General features: G+C 64.4%; 17 protein-coding genes, 2 tRNA genes and 1 pseudogene. 11 read left to right on the forward strand and 9 right to left on the reverse strand.

The genetic code is table 11. The annotated features are described in order from the left end of the window. Window positions 1-19: 19 nt before the first annotated feature. Complete coding sequence (locus tag ON00_RS00975; protein WP_010402555.1) at window positions 20-2,053, reverse strand: 3-hydroxyacyl-CoA dehydrogenase NAD-binding domain-containing protein; 2,034 nt, start codon at window positions 2,051-2,053, stop codon at window positions 20-22. A 132-nt stretch (window positions 2,054-2,185) separates the two neighbouring features. Next, window positions 2,186-3,418 carry a serine hydrolase domain-containing protein gene (locus tag ON00_RS00980; protein WP_010402556.1) on the reverse strand — a complete coding sequence of 411 codons (1,233 nt, stop codon included), beginning with the start codon at window positions 3,416-3,418 and terminating at the stop codon, window positions 2,186-2,188. Between the two features lie 137 nt (window positions 3,419-3,555). On the opposite strand from ON00_RS00980, the gene ON00_RS00985 reads away from it, so the two are divergent. Continuing rightward, the gene (locus tag ON00_RS00985) at window positions 3,556-5,301 is read left to right on the forward strand and encodes a class I adenylate-forming enzyme family protein (RefSeq protein ID WP_010402558.1); all 1,746 of its coding nucleotides are present in this window, start codon (window positions 3,556-3,558) and stop codon (window positions 5,299-5,301) included. A 4-nt stretch (window positions 5,302-5,305) separates the two neighbouring features. Here the strand turns inward: ON00_RS00985 and ON00_RS00990 are convergent, their stop codons facing one another. Both ON00_RS00990 and ON00_RS00995 read right to left on the reverse strand, forming a co-directional pair. Then, a complete protein-coding gene (locus ON00_RS00990) occupies window positions 5,306-6,280 on the reverse strand; it encodes a CPBP family intramembrane glutamic endopeptidase (protein ID WP_010402559.1) in 975 nt (324 codons plus the stop codon). A 43-nt stretch (window positions 6,281-6,323) separates the two neighbouring features. After that, on the reverse strand, window positions 6,324-7,790 hold the full coding sequence (locus ON00_RS00995) for an FGGY family carbohydrate kinase (protein ID WP_010402560.1): 1,467 nt from the start codon (window positions 7,788-7,790) through the stop codon (window positions 6,324-6,326). Between the two features lie 54 nt (window positions 7,791-7,844). On the opposite strand from ON00_RS00995, the gene ON00_RS01000 reads away from it, so the two are divergent. From ON00_RS01000 to ON00_RS01010, 3 genes are all read left to right on the forward strand, one after another. After that, the gene (locus tag ON00_RS01000; protein WP_010402561.1) at window positions 7,845-9,059 is read left to right on the forward strand and encodes an AI-2E family transporter; all 1,215 of its coding nucleotides are present in this window, start codon (window positions 7,845-7,847) and stop codon (window positions 9,057-9,059) included. A 45-nt stretch (window positions 9,060-9,104) separates the two neighbouring features. Then, window positions 9,105-9,181 (forward strand) — tRNA-Asp (locus ON00_RS01005). Window positions 9,182-9,353: 172 nt separating this feature from the next. Further along, window positions 9,354-9,430 (forward strand) — tRNA-Asp (locus ON00_RS01010). 23 nt (window positions 9,431-9,453) lie between these two features. Here the strand turns inward: ON00_RS01010 and ON00_RS01015 are convergent. The 4 genes from ON00_RS01015 to ON00_RS01030 all read right to left on the reverse strand — a co-directional run bounded on the left by ON00_RS01015 (window position 9,454) and on the right by ON00_RS01030 (window position 10,930). After that, window positions 9,454-9,666: a DUF2842 domain-containing protein gene (locus ON00_RS01015; protein WP_010402562.1), complete on the reverse strand. Its 213-nt coding sequence runs from the start codon at window positions 9,664-9,666 to the stop codon at window positions 9,454-9,456. Continuing rightward, window positions 9,663-10,217, reverse strand: a complete 555-nt coding sequence (locus tag ON00_RS01020) for a 5-formyltetrahydrofolate cyclo-ligase (RefSeq protein WP_010402563.1) — start codon at window positions 10,215-10,217, stop codon at window positions 9,663-9,665. Before ON00_RS01020 ends, ON00_RS01015 begins: the two co-directional genes overlap by 4 nt. Window positions 10,218-10,457: 240 nt before the next feature. Further along, the gene (locus ON00_RS01025; RefSeq protein ID WP_010402565.1) at window positions 10,458-10,745 is read right to left on the reverse strand and encodes a cell division protein ZapA; all 288 of its coding nucleotides are present in this window, start codon (window positions 10,743-10,745) and stop codon (window positions 10,458-10,460) included. Then, window positions 10,745-10,930 (reverse strand): hypothetical protein, encoded by a 186-nt coding sequence (locus ON00_RS01030; RefSeq protein WP_029622315.1) that lies wholly within the window; start codon window positions 10,928-10,930, stop codon window positions 10,745-10,747. The genes ON00_RS01025 and ON00_RS01030 overlap by 1 nt, the downstream gene beginning before the upstream one ends. Before the next feature lie 198 nt (window positions 10,931-11,128). On the opposite strand from ON00_RS01030, the gene gap reads away from it, so the two are divergent. The 3 genes from gap to ON00_RS01045 are packed head-to-tail and all read left to right on the forward strand — an operon-like array spanning window position 11,129 to window position 13,922. Next, window positions 11,129-12,139, forward strand: a complete 1,011-nt coding sequence (gap, locus tag ON00_RS01035) for a type I glyceraldehyde-3-phosphate dehydrogenase (protein WP_010402567.1) — start codon at window positions 11,129-11,131, stop codon at window positions 12,137-12,139. After that, the gene (locus ON00_RS01040) at window positions 12,139-12,597 is read left to right on the forward strand and encodes an MOSC domain-containing protein (protein WP_010402571.1); all 459 of its coding nucleotides are present in this window, start codon (window positions 12,139-12,141) and stop codon (window positions 12,595-12,597) included. Before gap ends, ON00_RS01040 begins: the two co-directional genes overlap by 1 nt. Window positions 12,598-12,602: 5 nt before the next feature. Beyond that, the gene (locus ON00_RS01045) at window positions 12,603-13,922 is read left to right on the forward strand and encodes a phosphoglycerate kinase (RefSeq protein ID WP_010402573.1); all 1,320 of its coding nucleotides are present in this window, start codon (window positions 12,603-12,605) and stop codon (window positions 13,920-13,922) included. Here ON00_RS01045 and ON00_RS01050 read toward each other — a convergent pair. Then, window positions 13,811-14,314: pseudogene (locus ON00_RS01050) on the reverse strand (TlpA family protein disulfide reductase); the annotation flags it as partial. The gene ON00_RS01045 and the pseudogene ON00_RS01050 sit on opposite strands and share 112 nt — an antisense overlap. Window positions 14,315-14,435: 121 nt before the next feature. Between ON00_RS01050 and ON00_RS01055 the strand changes: the two are divergent. Genes ON00_RS01055 through thiE form a run of 4 tightly spaced genes read left to right on the forward strand, consistent with a single transcriptional unit; the run spans window position 14,436 to window position 17,188 of the window. Continuing rightward, the gene (locus ON00_RS01055; RefSeq protein ID WP_010402575.1) at window positions 14,436-15,344 is read left to right on the forward strand and encodes a class I fructose-bisphosphate aldolase; all 909 of its coding nucleotides are present in this window, start codon (window positions 14,436-14,438) and stop codon (window positions 15,342-15,344) included. A gap of 5 nt (window positions 15,345-15,349) precedes the next feature. Further along, window positions 15,350-16,021, forward strand: a complete 672-nt coding sequence (locus ON00_RS01060) for an O-methyltransferase (protein WP_010402576.1) — start codon at window positions 15,350-15,352, stop codon at window positions 16,019-16,021. 5 nt (window positions 16,022-16,026) lie between these two features. Then, entirely contained in the window at window positions 16,027-16,515 is a 489-nt protein-coding gene (locus ON00_RS01065; RefSeq protein ID WP_010402577.1) for a hypothetical protein, read from the forward strand. After that, the gene (gene thiE, locus ON00_RS01070; protein WP_029622317.1) at window positions 16,505-17,188 is read left to right on the forward strand and encodes a thiamine phosphate synthase; all 684 of its coding nucleotides are present in this window, start codon (window positions 16,505-16,507) and stop codon (window positions 17,186-17,188) included. Before ON00_RS01065 ends, thiE begins: the two co-directional genes overlap by 11 nt.

Raw genomic sequence — 17,188 nt, forward strand, 5'->3', positions numbered from 1 at the left:
AGAGGGAGATGATGGGGCGTTATCCATTGAAGCGGCCACCGCTTTCCGCCTTCGACTTCAGCAGTTCGGCGACCGCGAACCCGTGCTTCTCAAGCCCCGCGACGATCTTCTTTAAGCCCTCGCTATCGGCCCAGAACATTGGCCCGCCGCGATAGACCGGCCAGCCATAGCCGTAGATCCACACCACATCGATGTCCGACGCGCGCTGCGCCATTTTCTCTTCGAGGATCAGCGCGCCTTCATTGACCATGGTGTAGAGTGTCTTTTCGACGATTTCCTCGTCGCTGATCTCGCGTTTCTGCAGGTTGGATTTGGAGCGGAAATCCTCGATGATTTCGGCCACGCGCGGGGAAGGTGTCGGGTTGCGCTTCTCGTCATAGTCGTAAAAGCCCTTGCCGGTCTTCTGGCCCCAGCGGCCCTCGGCGGCGAGCGCGTCGCGGATGTTTTCGATGCGCGTCGGGTCGCGGTGCCAGCCAATGTCGACACCGGCGAGATCGCTCATCTGGAACGCCCCCATCGGCATGCCGAAGGCGACATGCACCTTGTCGATCTGCTCAGGGGTAGCGCCTTCCAGCAGCAGCTTCATTGCTTCGACCTGGCGAGGTTTCAGCATGCGGTTGCCGATAAAGCCGTCGCATACCCCGGCAACCACCGCGACCTTCCGGATCGTCTTGGACAGCGCCATGACGGTTGCGAGCACGTCGTCCTCGGTCTGTGCGCCGCGCACGACCTCCAGCAATTTCATCACATTGGCGGGCGAGAAGAAGTGCATACCAAGCACATCGCCGGGGCGCTTGGTAACCGAGGCGATCTCATCGATGTTGAGATAGGAGGTGTTGGAGGCGAGGATCGCACCCGGCTTGGCGATGGCGTCGAGCTTGGTGAAGATGTCCTTCTTCACGTCCATGTTTTCATACACCGCCTCGATGATCAGGTCGCAGTCGGCGAGCGCGCTGAAGTCGAGCGTCGGGGTGAGCGCGCCCATCGCAGCCTCGACCTGCTCGGGCTTCAAGCGGCCCTTGGCGGCGGATGCCTCGTAATTCTTGCGGATCACGCCGGTGCCGCGGTCGAGCGCTTCCTGCGCCATTTCGACGATCGTCACCGGGATGCCCGCCGACAGGAAATTCATCGAAATGCCGCCGCCCATCGTGCCCGCACCGATCACACCGACGCGCTTGATCTCGCGCAGCGCGATCTTGGGGTCGATGCCGTCGATCTTGGCGGCCTGGCGCTCGGCGAAGAAGATGTGGCGCTGCGCGGCGGATTGCACGCCGAACATCAGCTTCATGAACTCCTGCCGCTCGAAGGCGATGCCCTCGTCGAAGCTGGAACCATCGGTCGCTTTCTCGACACAGGCGATGTTGGCGGCTGGCGCGTCGAAGCCGCGGAAGCGCTTGGCGTTCTCCTTTTTGAACGCCGCCACCGCTTCGGGATCAGCCTGCGCCACCTTGTCACGGGCGCGGGGCAGGGGCTTGGCGTCGGCCACTTCGCGCGCGAAGGCGATTGCGTCGGCTGCGAGGGTGTCTTCGCCCGCGATCCGATCGATCAGCCCAGCAGACAAAGCGAGCTTGGCCGGGATCGGGTCGCCCTTGGCGGTGAGTTCGAGCGCGAGCTTGACCCCTGCGATGCGCGGCAGGCGCTGCGTGCCGCCCGCGCCCGGGAGCAGACCGAGCTTGACCTCGGGCGTGCCGATCTTGGCCGAGGGCACGGCGATGCGGTAGTGACAGCCGAGCGTCACCTCGCACCCGCCGCCGAGCGCGGTGCCGTGGATCGCGGCGACGACGGGCTTGTCCGAGGCCTCGATCATGTCGACCACGGTTGGCAGGCCCGGCTCCTGCATCGGGCGGCCGAATTCGGTGATGTCGGCCCCTGCGAAGAAGGTCCGGCCATCGCAGCGGATGACCATGGCTTTCACCTGCGGGTTGGCGAGGCCTTCCGCGATGCCGGCCTCCAGCCCTTGCCGCACCGCCGCGCCGAGCGCGTTGACGGGCGGATTGTTGGAGATGATGACGAGGACGTCGTCGTGCAGTTCGGTGGTGATCGGGCTGGTCATGTGTCTCTCCTGTTTCCTTCCCCGGCGAAGGCCGGGGCCCAGTTACGGGACGGGTTTTGCCGGGCGTTGCGCTCTCCCATCCAGGTTCGCGCAACTGGGCCCCGGCCTTTGCCGGGGAAGTAAAAAAATAGCCTATGTCAGCGCACTGTAGATCAAGGTCTTCAACTCGCGCCGGATCGGGTAGACGTTACTCGGGCTCATTTGCGTCATGAACACCATGTGCACGTGCTCGACGGGATCGACGAAGAAGGCGGTCGAGAACATGCCGCCCCAATAATATTCGCCGACCGAACCCGGAATCATCGAGCGCGCGACATCGATATTGACCGCAAAGCCCAGACCAAAGCCGGTGCCGGCATTGGCGGTTTCGCTGAACAGCGACTTGGACATTTTCGACAGGTCGGAGCCGCCGGGCAAATGGTTCATCGTCATTAGCTCGATCGTCTTGCGCCCGACGATGCGCACGTCGTCCAGTTCTCCGCCGTTCAGCAGCATCGAACAGAAACGATGATAATCGAGCGCGGTCGAGACCAGGCCGCCGCCGCCCGACACCAGTTTGGGCGGGCGGCTCCACGCGCTCGCTTCGCCGCGATCATAGAGGAAGCGGCCCTTTTCCGGGGTGAAGGTGTAGCAATCGGTCAGTCGGTCGATCTTGTCTTCGGGCACCGCAAAGAAGGTGTCGTCCATCTTGAGCGGCGCGAAGATCTGCGTGCGGAAGAAGTCGGCGAGCGACTGACCCGAAACCTTCTCGACCACCGCGCCCAACACGTCGGTCGACACCGAATAATTCCACGCTTCGCCGGGCGAAAATTCGAGCGGCACGTTGGCGACCGCTTCGATGAAGCCGTCCAGATCGAGATTGCCGTGCCAATTCTCGATTTTGCCTTCGCGATACGCCGCATCGACATAGGAACGGTTCTGGAAACTGTAGGTCAGCCCCGATGTGTGGCGGAGCAAGTCGAGCATGCGCATCGGCTCTGTCGTCGGGCGCGTCTGGAACGGCACGCCGCCACCGCCGCCATTGTAGACGCCAATGCCCTTGAATGCGGGCAGCACGTGGTGGACGGGGGTATCGAGCGCGACCTTGCCCTGTTCGAGCAGCATCATGAAGGCGATCGAGGTGATCGGCTTGGTCATCGAGGCGATGCGGAACAGCGATCCTTCGTTGATGCTCTTGCCGCCTTCGCGCGCGGGCCCTTGTGACGAGAAATGCGCGATTTCACCGTCCCGGGCGATGAGAATCTGCGCATTGGCGAGCCGCCCGGAATCGAGATAGCGCTCCTTCAGGAAGGCATCGATCCGCCCCAGCCGTGCCGCGTCGAATCGCCCGATTCCTGGCATCGTCTCGCTCATGTCGATTTCCATACCCTCACTTCGAAAGTTGTATCCCCCTATTGCCTTGAGTCACGCACGAATCAACACTAACCTTGTGATGAGCGCTGGTTTCGACAAACCCGAGTTTCAACTTGGGTGGGCCGACAGGCTGTGGAAGAGGATGCATCGTGGATACAGAACCGCTTGTCGCGCTCGATCCGGCATGGCCGAAAACGACGCTGGCGCAGGCGACCGCCGCGCTGACCGCAGCGGGCACCAAGTTCGAGATGGAGACGGTGACGATCGGTGGCATTCCCACCCGCGTCTGGAAACATGCGCCGCCGTCGCTCGCCTGGCTGATCGCCGCGTCGCGGATGCACGGCGAGCGTGTGTTCACCATCTATGAGGACGAACGCGTCAGCTATGCGGCGAATTTCCGCGCGGTGGCGGCGCTGGCGCATGCCCTGGTCGCGATGGGCATCGGCAAGGGCGATCGGGTCGGGCTGGCGATGCGCAATTTGCCGGAATGGCCGGTGATCTTCTTCGCCGCCGCCAGTATCGGCGCGATCGTGGTGCCGCTCAATGCGTGGTGGACGGCGGGTGAGCTGGAATATGGCATCGCCGATTCGGGCTGCCGCGTGCTGTTCGTCGATGACGAACGCTATCAGCGGCTGGTGGCGCACGCCCCCGATGTGCCTGCGTTGGAGACGATGATCGTGGCGCGCGCATCGGGGCCCCTTGGCGACGGCGCACGGCGGCTGGAGGATCTGATCGGCACACCGCATGGCTATGCGAGTTTGCCCGATACCGAACTGCCCGGGGTCGAAATCGCGACCGACGACGATGCGACGATCTTTTATACCAGCGGCACCACCGGCCATCCGAAGGGGGCTCTGGGCACGCATCGCAATTTGATGACCAATATCCTCAGCTCCGCCTTCTCCGGCGCGCGCGGCTTTGTGCGGCGTGGCGAGGCGGTGCCCGATCCCCAGCCGAAAACCTATCTCACCGTCATCCCGATGTTCCATGTGACCGCGTGCAGCGCGACGATGATGGGATCGATCGCGGCGGGCAACACGCTGGTGTTCCTGCGCAAATGGGATCCGGTGCGCGCGATGGAAATTATCGAGGCGGAGAAGGTCCATGCGACGGGCGGCGTACCGACGATTGCCTGGCAGATTTTGGAGCACCCAGACCGCGCCAAATACGATCTCTCGTCGCTGGAGATGATCGCTTATGGCGGTGCGCCGTCCGCGCCCGAGCTGGTACGGCGAATCTACACCGAATTTGGCGCGCTGCCTTCGAACGGCTGGGGCATGACCGAAACGATGGCGACGGTGACGGGCCACGGTGCCGAGGATTATCTTTCACGACCGACCAGCGCCGGGCCGCCGGTGCCCGTTGCCGACCTCAAGATCATGGACGAGGACGGCGTGACCGAACTGCCGATCGGCGAAGTCGGCGAATTGTGGGCGCGCGGGCCGATGGTGGTGAAGGGCTATTGGAACAAGCCCGAAGCGACCGCCGCCACCTTTGTCGATGGCTGGGTCCGCACGGGCGATCTCGCACGGCTCGACGAGGAAGGCTTCGTCTATATCGTCGATCGCGCCAAGGACATGATCATCCGCGGCGGCGAGAACATCTATTCATCAGAGGTCGAAAACGTCCTCTACGCGCACCCGGCGGTGACCGATTGCGCGCTGATCGGCTTGCCCCATCGCACGCTGGGCGAGGAACCGGCGGCGGTCGTCCATCTTGCCCCCGGTACCAGTGCGACCGAGGCGGAATTGCAGGCGTGGGTGCGCGCGCGGCTGGCGGTGTTCAAGACGCCGGTGGCGATCCGCTTCGTTCCCGAAACACTGCCGCGCAATGCCAATGGCAAGATCCTGAAGAAGGAGCTGAAAGGCCTGTTCGAGGATCGCGCCGCCGCCTGAGCGATCAGGCGTCGAAGGCGGTCGCGCGGCGCGGCAGCGTGCGGTGGATGATGAACACCGTCAGCAGCAGCGTTGGAACGACGAGAATGCTCCCCTCCGGCCCGGTGTCGCCACCCGACAGCAAGGCGGCCCCCGCCGGGTGCGAGGCTAGCAAATGCCCCTCCATCGCCAGCCCGGAATCGCGCACGCCGTAAAGAAAGGACTGCGCCCAGTCCCACGTCGCGTGAAAGCCGATCGCCCACCATAGCGAGCCGGTGCGATACAACACATAGACGAAGGTGAGCCCGGCGAGCGCGACGCTGACCAGGCCCATCGCCGTTTCGCCCTTATTGGCGAGGTGCCCGCCCGCAAAAACCCCGACCGAGAAGACCAGCGCCGCCACCCAAAAGCCGATCGTGCGGGCGTTTTTGTTGTCGGGAGCAACCGCCCGCACGATTCCGGCGACACCGCGCGCCAGCGTATATTGCAGGAAGCCGCGGGTCAGAAATTCCTCGAACAGGCCAACCAGGCAGAAAGCGAAAAACCATGCAGCGCCGTATTCCAGCGCTGTGCTGCCGCTCATCGCAAAGCCATCGAACACCAGCGCGCCGGACAACGTCAGCATCCCCACCAGCAGCGACAGCATCGCGATGCCCCAGGCCATGCCAGCGAGCAGATCGGGCACAGCGCGCGTCCGGCGTAGGCCATAGGTGGCGAAGGGCCGCCGCTCGATCAACGACATCAGCCACGAGGTTACCAGCAACACCACGAAGGTGAGCGCTTCGCCCTTGATCGATGGGATGACGCCTTGCTCCGACCCTGCGGGGGCGTGGGGCGGCTTTCCGTTGATGAAGGTTCCCGCCACCACCGCGCCAATCGTGAGCACGGTCAGGATCAGGCAAAACAGCAGGAGACTCCATCCCGCACGCAACCCGTCGCTGCCGATGAAGATATGGCGAAGCCCCCGGTTGCGGGGCTGGATGGTCGCGGTGTCGGTCATCAATATCCCCCGGCGATTGTCCGTGTCGGCGATGCGTGTTCGTTCAGTCGGGCGCGATAACCCGCTGTACTGCGCTGCGCCACCCGTCGAGCCGGGCGGTGCGCGTGGTTTCGGCAATGTGCGGGGTGAAGGTTTCAACATGCCCGCGCATTGCACTAGCCTCCGCCAGATTGGCGAAAAGACCACGGCCGACCCCCGCCAGCATTGCGGCACCGAGCGCGGTGGTCTCGGCAAATTTGGGGCGTTCGACATTCACGCCAAGAATGTCGGCCATGTCCTGCGCCATCCAGTCATTGGCGACCATGCCGCCATCGATCCGCACAGACGCCCAATCGACTCCGTCGGCGGCAAAGGCGGTTTTCAAGTCATGCGCCTGATGCGCCATCGCCTCCAGCGCGGCGCGGACGATGTGCGCCTTGCCGGTCGAAAAGCTCAAGCCCGAAATGGCGGCGCGCGCCTCCGGTTCCCACCATGGCGCACCCAAGCCGGAGAGGGCGGGCACAAGGAAGGTTCCGCCATTATCGGGAACGCTGCGCGCCAAAGCCTCGGTTTCCGCAGCGGTGCCGATCAACCCGACCGCGTCGCGCAGCCATTTGATCAGGCTGCCCGCGACGAACACCGATCCTTCCAGCGCGTAGGCGCGCCGCCCGTCAATCTGCCACGCGATCGTCGAGAGCAAACGGTTGCGCGAGGTCGGGGGAATCGGCCCGGCCTGGCTCAGGACGAACGCGCCGGTGCCAAAGGTCGCTTTGGTCTCGCCGATCTGCAGACAGGATTGCCCGATCGTTGCTGCTTGTTGATCCCCGGCGATGCCACAAATCGGGATCGGCGCGCCGAACAGCCGCGTTTCGCCGAAACGCCCGGCGCAATCGACGATTTCGGGCAAGGCCGAACGGGGTGCGCCGAACAGTTCGATCAGGCCGTCATCCCAATGGCCGCTGCCGATCGCCATCAGCGCGGTGCGGCTGGCATTGGTCGCATCGGTGATGTGCAGGCCGCCCGTCAGCTTCCAGATCAGCCAGCTTTCCACCGTGCCGACGGCAAGCCGTGATCCGGCGGTTTTCACCGCATCCCAATGCGCCATCGCCCAGCCGATCTTGCTCCCCGAGAAATACGGGTCGAGCAACAGGCCGGTCTTGGCCTGCACCATCGGCTCATTGCCGGCCTCCTTCAGCGCGCGGCAGGTCGTGGCGGTGCGCCGGTCCTGCCAGACGATGGCGGGGGCGAGCGGCTGGCCCGTTTCGCGATCCCAGAACACGATCGTCTCGCGCTGATTGGTGATGCCGATCGCAGCGATCTTTTCAGCACCGCCCACTTGGTCGATCACCGCGCGCGTGACCGCGAGCGTTTTCGCCCAGATTTCGGTCGCGTCATGCTCGACTCGGCCGGGTTCGGGATAATGCTGGGTCAGCTCCGCGCCTGCGGTCGCGACACAGCCGCCGTCGCGCTGAAACACCATCGCACGCGTAGAGGTCGTGCCTTCATCGATCACAAGAATAAGGTCTGACATGCGACAAGGGCTAGCGCGGTTTGCGCGGCGATGGAATGCCGCTAGGAACGGGATATGGCAGATCGGGATGACAGCAAGAGCGACGCGTTCGGCCTGGCCGCGACGCGGGCCCACGATACGGAGGAGGAGCGCCGCGTGGGAATGCGGCGCGACCGCTTGCTGGCGGCGCTGACCCTGATCGCGGGGGTGGGGTTGGCGCTGGCGCTCCCGTTCGCGTTGAAGGCCGGGGCGGAATTCTTTTTGCCAACCACCGCCGCCTTGGTGATCGCGATCGCCTTGGTCCCGATCCTGGAATGGTTTGAGCGGCGTGGCGTCCCGTCCGCGCTCGCCGCGTTGATTTGCGTGCTGCTGTTTCTGGTGGCGGCGAACGTTGCGCTGGCCGCGATCGTCGTTCCCGCCACCGAATTTTTTCGTCGCTTGCCCGAGCGGATCGACCGGATCCAGATGAACATCGCGCCGTTGATCGATTTCTATTCGAGCTTCGAGCGCTATCTCAATCGCACGGTGCAGCATCTCGCTGCGTCGGGGCCGGTTCGCGCGCCCGCCACCACTGCGGTTGCGCCGCCGAGCTCGATCCTGGAGCTCGCCGCGAGTTTCGCGCCCTCGGTGATCGTGCAGGTCTTCTTCGGCATCCTGGTGGTGTTCTTCTTCCTCTCGGGCTGGACCGGTCTGCGCAAGAAGACGATCACCAGCCGCGCCAGTTTCGGCGGGGCGATGGCAACGGCGCGAGTCATTCAGGATGTCGTGGACGATACCTCGGCCTATCTGGGCACGATCACGATCATCAATTTGTCCTTTGGCCTGATCATCGCCGGTGTCTTGTGGGTGATGGGCATGCCCTATCCGTTGATGTGGGGCGGGATCGTCGCCTTGCTCAACTATGTCCCGTATTTCGGCCCGATCACGGCGGCGTTGCTGCTGGCACTGGGCGGGTTGATGACGTTTCATGACATCTGGGTGGCGTTGGTGCCCGCCTTTGTGATGATCGGCTGCCATTTGATCGAGGCCAATGCGGTGACGCCGTTGATCGTCGGCCATCGCTTGACGATCAACCCGATCATGATTCTGGTCTCGATCAGTTTCTGGAGCTGGGTGTGGGGCACGGCGGGCACGCTGCTGGCGGTGCCGTTGCTGATCATCATTCAGACCGTGCTGGGGGCGGCCGGCAAGCCCGATATTGCGGGTTTCCTGTTCGAACACGGCACTTTGACCCGGCCTGGCCGCACGCGCGCCGATGCTTCTTTTGAAGAAAGTGAAACGGAACGTTGACAGGCCAATGGGCGTCGCTTAGGAGCCGCGCCTCACGCTTTTCAAGCGGGTGTAGCTCAGTTGGTTAGAGCGCCGGCCTGTCACGCCGGAGGTCGCGGGTTCGAGCCCCGTCACTCGCGCCATTCCCCGCAAAGCGCCGGGAAAAGGCAGCGATATACCCCCCGATTTTTCAACGTGCCGAGCCTTGGCGGAAACCTTTGTGTTTCCGGTTTGATGGTCAATCGTATCGTCTTCGCCGGAGGTCATTGACAGGGTAGGGGGCGTCGCTTAGGAGCCGCGCCTCTCGCTTCTCAAGCGGGTGTAGCTCAGTTGGTTAGAGCGCCGGCCTGTCACGCCGGAGGTCGCGGGTTCGAGCCCCGTCACTCGCGCCATTCCCCTTCATGCCAAGGGGAATTCAGCGAAATTTCCCGGTTTCCATCCACGCCAGCATCCGGCGCATCGGCAAGATCCAGATCCAGGCGATGCCAGCGATGAGATAGAAGGCCGCCTGCAGCAGCGGATGCCAGCCGCCGACATACCGCGACAGACTGGCGACGAGGATGCACCACACACCGATCAACACGAGGATCGCCAGCATCCCGATGGGTTTACGCCAGGTTGGGGTCATGGTCGGGGAATCCATCCACATTCGGTGATGACGGCATGGAGCGGCATGTCCCACGCGTCCGTCGGCAAGGTCTCGACCTGTTGCACGCTCCACGCAACCCCGATGCGCCACGCATTGGGGAAGGTCGCAAAGGCGCGGTCATAATAGCCCGCACCTTGCCCCAGCCGATCGAGCTTGGCGTCGAACGCCAGCAACGGCGTGAGGATGATGTCGGGCTCAACGTCCGGTGCGTCACTGGGGGGCTGGGAGAGCCCGTACCGGCCTTCGACAAGCGCCGAGCGTCCATCCCAGCCCAGAAAGCGCATGGGCGCTTCCCGCGTGGTTACATGGGGCAAAGCCAGACGGCAGCCTGCGGCCAGTGCTGCGGCAGCGAGGTGTTGTGGATCGGCTTCACTGCCGATGGGGATGTAGGAGGTAACGATCCGCCCCGGTTCCAGCAGCGCACGCAGGGCCGACGGTGCCGCGATCGGTGCGGGGGAAAGCGCGAAAAAGCGGTCGCGCTCGGCGCGAATCCGCGCGCGCAACGCCCGCTTGTCGATCGTGGTCTGCATCACGGTCTCTCGTCCGGCGATGGCCAATGCATGGCCTGAGCGCCACGGGAAAGCGGGGTGGCGGGACCGCCGTGGCCGTGTGCCGGGTTATCCTCTGACGCACGGTACGTCAGGTGGGGACCATGTGCGTCGGGCCAGGGCCCGGGCAGGGACAGCCCCCTTGGATGATGAATAGCCTCAGGGATAATAAAGGCTCGTACCGGGCAGTGCCCGCCGCCGACCGATATAGGCGCTTGTGCGCTATTGCTCAAGGGATGTGGCGAGCGCTTCGAGCCGTTCGGCGATGCGGATGAGCAGGACCTCGTCCTGGATCTTGGCCGGGCGACGTTCCGCCTCATCGAGCGCGTCTGCCAGCATCAGGGCGACGAACAGCATCGTGCGTTCGCCATTCATTCCGCCCGAGGCGCGCGCTGCGGTGGCCCATTTCGCGTCCAGCAACGCGCCGAGACGAAGCAATTGATCTTCCTGGCCGTCGGGACAGGCCACGGTATGGCGACGGTCGCCGATCGTCAGCGTAACGTCGCCCATCACTCGCCCTCGCGCTGCAGGATGGCGTCGAGCGCGGCGATGGCTTCCGCCATGCGGGTGCGCAGCGTTTCATGGCGGCGTGCCAATACTTGGCTGTGGGTTATCCGCGCTTGGGCTGCGGCGTCGATACGAGCGAGGGCACGGTCGATCCGGTCGAGCGCGGCAGGATAAGGGACGTCTGCCATCCTCACGAGATAGCATGGCGCGAGGCGGGGACAAGGCGCATTTGTGACGAGTTCGTGTCATCCGTTCGGATTGCACGATGAAGGGCGATGAAGAGGGCGGGCGGTTGACGCGCCCGCCTGTCGCCCGCAAAGACGCGCGCATTCGAAGGACTCGGTGGCGCGCTGCTACAGGGTCAGCCGCTTGAAGGAGCCAGCATTATGACGATCAAGGTAGCGATCAACGGTTTCGGGCGCATCGGCCGCCTGGTCGCGCGCGCGATTCTCGAGCGGGGCGATAGCGGCCTCGAGCTGGTTACGATCAACGATCTGGCCGATGCCAAGTCCAACGCCTGGCTGTTCAGCCGCGACTCGGTGCATGGCAAATATCCGGGTGAAGTATCGGCCGAGGGCAATGACCTGGTCGTCGACGGCAAGCGCATTCGCGTCACCGCCGAGCGCGACCCCGCCAATCTGCCGCATGCCGAGCAGGGCATCGACATCGTGCTGGAATGCACCGGCTTCTTCACCGATCGCGCGAGCTGCCAGAAGCATCTCGATGCCGGTGCCAAGAAAGTGCTGATCTCGGCCCCCGGCAAGGGCGTCGATCTCACGGTCGTTTACGGCGTCAACCATGACAAGCTGACCGCCGAGCATACGATCGTCTCGAACGCGTCGTGCACCACCAACTGCCTGGCCCCCGTCGCCAAGGTGCTGAACGATGCGCTGGGCATCGAGCGCGGTCTGATGACGACCGTCCACGCCTACACCAACGACCAGAAGATCCTCGACCAGATCCACCCCGATCTGCGTCGCGCGCGCGCCGCCGCGATGTCGATGATCCCGACCACCACCGGTGCTGCCCGCGCGGTCGGCGAAGTGCTGCCGGAGCTGAAGGGCAAGCTTGATGGCTCGGCGATCCGCGTTCCGGTTCCCGATGGCAGCCTGATCGACCTGACCTTCATGCCGTCGCGCGAGACGACCAAGGATGAGGTCAACGCGATCCTGAAGGCCGCGTCGGAAGACGGCCCGCTGAAGGGCGTGCTGGTCTTCTCGGACGAGCCGCTGGTCTCGGCCGACATCGTTCACACGCCTGCTTCGTCGACGGTCGACAGCCTGGAGACCGCCGTGATGGACGGCAAGCTGGTGCGCGTCGTCAGCTGGTATGACAATGAATGGGGCTTCTCCAACCGCATGGTCGACACTGCGGCGGCAATGGGCAAGTTCCTCTAATGGGGGTTCTGGCGGGCATCGCCCGCCATGGCCGCCCGAAAGGTCCGATGGAGACGCTCGCCCAGGTCGACGTGACACTGGAGGGCGGGCTCCACGGCGATTTTCGCGGGGTGATCAAACCCGGTGGCAGGGGAAGGCGGCAAGTCACGCTGCTGGAGCGCGGTGATTGGGAGGCGGCGATGGCCGAGGTCGGCCACAGTCTGCCCTGGTTCGAACGCCGTGCGAACTTGCTGGTCGAAGGGCTTGATCTGCCGCAAATTGCGGGCACGCGGCTGCTGATCGGCGAGACGGTGACCTTGATGATCACGCGCGAAACCGATCCGTGCGAGCGGATGGAAGCCCTGGCGCCGGGATTGAAGGCAGCGTTGCTGCCCTATTGGCGCGGCGGAGCGTGCGCGCGGGTTCAGGTCGGCGGGACGATCCGCGTCGGCGATACGATTATGGTTCTTGAGGAGTGATAGCGATGACCCGGGCCTTCAAGACGTTAGACGATATGGGCGACGTGCACGGCAAGCGTGTGCTGGTGCGCGAAGATCTGAACGTGCCGATGCACGATGGCGCGGTGAGCGACGATACGCGGTTGCGCGCCACGGTCCCGACCGTCACGGAACTCGCCGACAAGGGCGCAATCGTGCTGATCCTGGCGCATTTCGGGCGGCCAAAGGGCGTTCCCTCCGCTGAGCTTTCGCTGAAGCAACTGGTTGGCCCTTATGCGGTCGTGCTGGGGCGGCCGGTGACCTATGTCGACTGGGAAGGCGATGCGGCGGCAGTGGCGGCGTTGCAGCCCGGCGACATCGCCGTGCTGGAAAATACGCGCTTCTTTGGCGGCGAGGAAAAGAACGATCCGGCGGTGGTCGAGCGCTTTGCGGCGCTGGGCGACCTGTATGTGAACGATGCCTTTTCGGCGGCGCACCGCGCCCACGCCTCGACCGAGGGGCTGGCGCACACGCTGCCGGCTTTTGCGGGCCGGGCGATGGAGGCCGAACTCGACGCGCTCGACAAGGCGCTGGGCAATCCTGAGCATCCGGTGGCCGCCGTCGTCGGCGGGGCCAAGGTTTCGACCAAGCTCGATGTGCTGAAGCATCTGGTCACCAAGGTCGATCACCTCATCATCGGTGGCGGGATGGCCAACACCTTCCTTGCGGCGCGCGGGGTCGATGTCGGCAAGTCGCTGTGCGAGCATGACTTGACCGGAACCGCCGAGGAAATCTTCGAAGCCGCAGACAGCGCCAACTGCACGATCCATTTGCCCTATGATGTGGTGGTGGCGAAGGAATTCCGCGCCAACCCGCCGGTCCGCACCGTTAATGTGCATGAAGTCGCCGCGGACGAGATGATCCTCGACATCGGGCCGGCGGCGACCGAGGCACTGGCCGATGTGCTCAAGAATTGCCGGACTTTGGTGTGGAACGGTCCGCTTGGCGCGTTTGAGACGCCGCCGTTCGACACGGCCACGGTGGCGCTGGCAAAGACCGCTGCTGCATTGACCAAGAGCGGATCGCTCGTGTCGGTGGCGGGCGGTGGCGACACCGTTGCTGCGCTTAATCAGGCGGGCGTGGCCGACGACTTCACCTTCGTGTCGACCGCCGGTGGCGCGTTCCTGGAATGGATGGAAGGCAAGGACCTTCCCGGGGTCGCCGCGCTCTCTCGCGCGGGTGATCAGCTTTGCGGGGCCGGCGGTGCCGGTTCCCGCAACAGCGGGACGAGTTCGGCGTTGAGCGAATCGAGATCGAACGCCGCCGCCTTGGCGTACCGGACATGGCCCGAGCGATCGATGATATAGTTGGTCGGAACCCCGCTCAGGATCGGGTAATTGCCCTTGATCCGGCGTGCCGAGGGCATGTGCATCACCGCAAACAGCTTCTTCAACTGGAAGAGCGGCAGCGAATCCTCGGTGGCGATGGTGAACACCTTGAGGCCGTGGACCTTTTGCATCTCGTAATAGGTGTCGAGCGTGGGCAGTTCGCGTTTGCACGGCCCGCACCATGTCGCCCAGAAATTGAGCACGACCACCTGACCGCGCAAAGCCTCCGACGAGACCTTTGTACCATCGATCAGCGTCAGTTCGAATGGCGGTGCGATGTCGCCGACTTTGGGCGGCCCGCTGCCCCCGAGCAAAGCGATTGCGGCAAGCCCCAGTGCAAGGCGCTGCGATATCTTGGACAAAGGCAGCATCGGATTCCCCCCCGGACAGGAGCGCGAAGGTGACGCGTCGATAACGGTGCGTCAAGCGTTGCCCCAAATGCCGTGCAGGGCTAACAGCCGCTGCAACAATCATAGGTAATGGGAGCTTCCGATGACGCCACAGGTCAAGGCCATTCTCGACAAATATGAGTCGGACAACCCTGCAACCAAGGCCAATCTCGCCCGCATCCTGATGCAGGGGAAGCTCGGCGGCACCGGCAAGCTGGTGATCCTGCCGGTCGACCAGGGTTTCGAACACGGGCCCGCGCGCAGCTTCGCGGTCAACCCGCCCGCATATGACCCCCATTATCACTATCAGCTCGCGATCGATGCCGGCCTGTCGGCTTATGCCGCGCCGCTTGGCATGTTGGAGGCGGGAGCCGAGACCTTTGCCGGGCAGATCCCGACGATCCTCAAGGTCAACAGCTCGAACAGCTGGGCGCAGGGTGCCAATCAGGCGTTGACCGGCAGCGTCGAGGATGCGGTGCGGCTGGGCTGCGCGGCGATCGGCTTTACCATCTATCCCGGTTCGGACGATTTGTTCGACATGATCGGGCAGATCCGCGAATTGTCGGCCGAGGCCAAGTCGGTCGGCATCGCCACCGTGATCTGGTCCTATCCACGCGGCGGCATCCTGCCCAAATCGGGCGAGCTGGCGCTCGATGTCGGCGCTTATGCCGCGCACATGGCGGCGTTGCTGGGCGCGCACATCATCAAGGTGAAGCTGCCGAGCGACCATATCGAGCAGAAAGAAGCCAAGCCGATGTATGAGGGCACCGACTGGTCGAAGCAGTCGGATCGCGTCCGCCATGTCGTGCAAGCGAGCTTTGCCGGACGGCGGATCGTGGTGTTCTCGGGCGGCGCGGCCAAGGGCGCTGATGCGGTCTATCAGGACGCGCGCGACATTCGCGATGGTGGTGGCAACGGCTCGATCATCGGCCGCAACACCTTCCAGCGCCCGCGCGCCGAGGCGCTTGAGATGCTGGCCAAGATCATCGCGATCTACAAAAACGAGGAGTAAGCCGAATGTCGGGGGCGGCGTGGGATGCGGTCGATGGCTATATCGTCGACCATTTGCTGGGTGATGATGCGGTGCTGGACGCAGCCCTCGCCGCCAACGCCGCCGCCGGACTGCCGCAGATCGATGTGTCGCCCGCACAGGGCAAGATGCTGCATCTGTTCGCGCGGATGGTAGGCGCACGCCGCATTTTGGAGATCGGCACGCTGGGCGGCTATTCGACGATCTGGCTGGCGCGCGCGTTACCCGAAGGCGGACGCGTGGTGACGCTGGAGATCGATCCGCACCATGCGGCGGTCGCGGGCGACAACATTGCACGGGCTGGCCTTGGCGACCGTGTCGAGATCCGCGTCGGTGCGGCGCTGCAATCGCTTGAGGCGATGATCGCGCAGGGCGAGGCGCCCTTCGACCTGGTGTTTGTCGATGCCGACAAGGAAAATTGTGTTCCCTATGTCCGCGCGGCGATGGCGCTTGCGCGACCGGGCACGACGATTGTCGTCGATAATGTGGTGCGCGAGGGCGAGGTGCTCGATCCGGCAAGCACCGATTCGCGCGTTCACGGAGTCCGCGCGCTGTTCGACATGATCGCAAGCGAGCCACGCTTGAGCGCCACCGCTGTGCAGACCGTTGGCGCGAAGAAGTGGGATGGTTTCGTGCTGGCCGTGGTGGAAACGATCTGAGCGCGATGCGCCAAGAGTTCGCCTATCATCGCAGCCTCGGCCCGATGATCGGCGTCCTTCTCGGGATTGCCATTGTCGAGATGTGCGTGGTCCATCTGGTGGTGGGCACCCTGTTCGGCTGGGCGGTTGCGCTCGGTGTCGGCGTGCTTGACCTGTCACTGGTGCTTGGCCTGATCCTGGTGCTGCGCTCGCTCCGGCGGTTGCCGGTGACGCTGACGGGGGGCGTGCTGACGATGCGGGCTGGCGTGCTGAAGTCGGTCACCGTCCCAACGCGCCAGATTGCGGGTTTGCGCGCGACGTGGGACGCCGCGGCGCTCAAGGAATCCGGCGTGCTGAACCTTGCTTTGGCGAGTTGGCCGAGCGTCGTGGTCGATCTTCACCCGCCTGTTCTTACGCGGCGCGGCAAACCGATCCACGCGATCGCGCACAAGCTTGACGATCCCGCCGCTTTCCATGCCGCGATCGCCGCGCTATCGCGCGACCATGGACATTGAAGACCCGCTAGGCCCGCTCGACCCCGATTTCGCGGTGCAATTCCAGCGCGACGACCGTCGCCCGCGCTGCCAGCTCTATCTGGTGTCGCCGCTCGACGTGGGCGGCGGCTTTCCCGATCGCCTGAAGCGCGCGCTGAGCGCTGGCCCGGTCGCGGCCTTTCAGTTTCGCGTGAAAGACATCGATCAGCATAGCGCGGCAGCCCTTGCCGAGCCGTTGCAGCGCATTTGCGCCGCTGCCGACGTCGCCTTCATCGTCAATGACAGCATATCGCTCGCCAAGCGGCTGGGGGCTGACGGCGTCCATCTGGGGCAGGGTGACGGGGACCCGCGCGAGGCGCGCGCGCAGCTTGGACCGGCGGCGCAAATCGGCGTGACCTGCCACGACAGCCGCCACCTCGCGATGGAAGCGGGTGAGGCGGGGGCCGACTATGTCGCGTTCGGGGCGTTTTATCCGACCACGACCAAGACGACCGAGCATGTCGCCGATCCGGTGTTGCTGAGCTGGTGGTCGACGGTGTTCGAGATTCCGTGCGTCGCGATCGGCGGGATCACGCCGGTCAATGCGCCGCCGTTGATCCGCGCCGGGGCCGATTTCCTCGCGGTGTCGGGCGCGGTGTGGGGCGGGGACGAGGCGGCTGCCGTGCGCGCGTTCGAGGCCGTGCTCGCCGCCTGA

The organism is Sphingomonas echinoides ATCC 14820 (assembly GCF_000241465.1).
Taxonomy (GTDB): domain Bacteria; phylum Pseudomonadota; class Alphaproteobacteria; order Sphingomonadales; family Sphingomonadaceae; genus Sphingomonas; species Sphingomonas echinoides.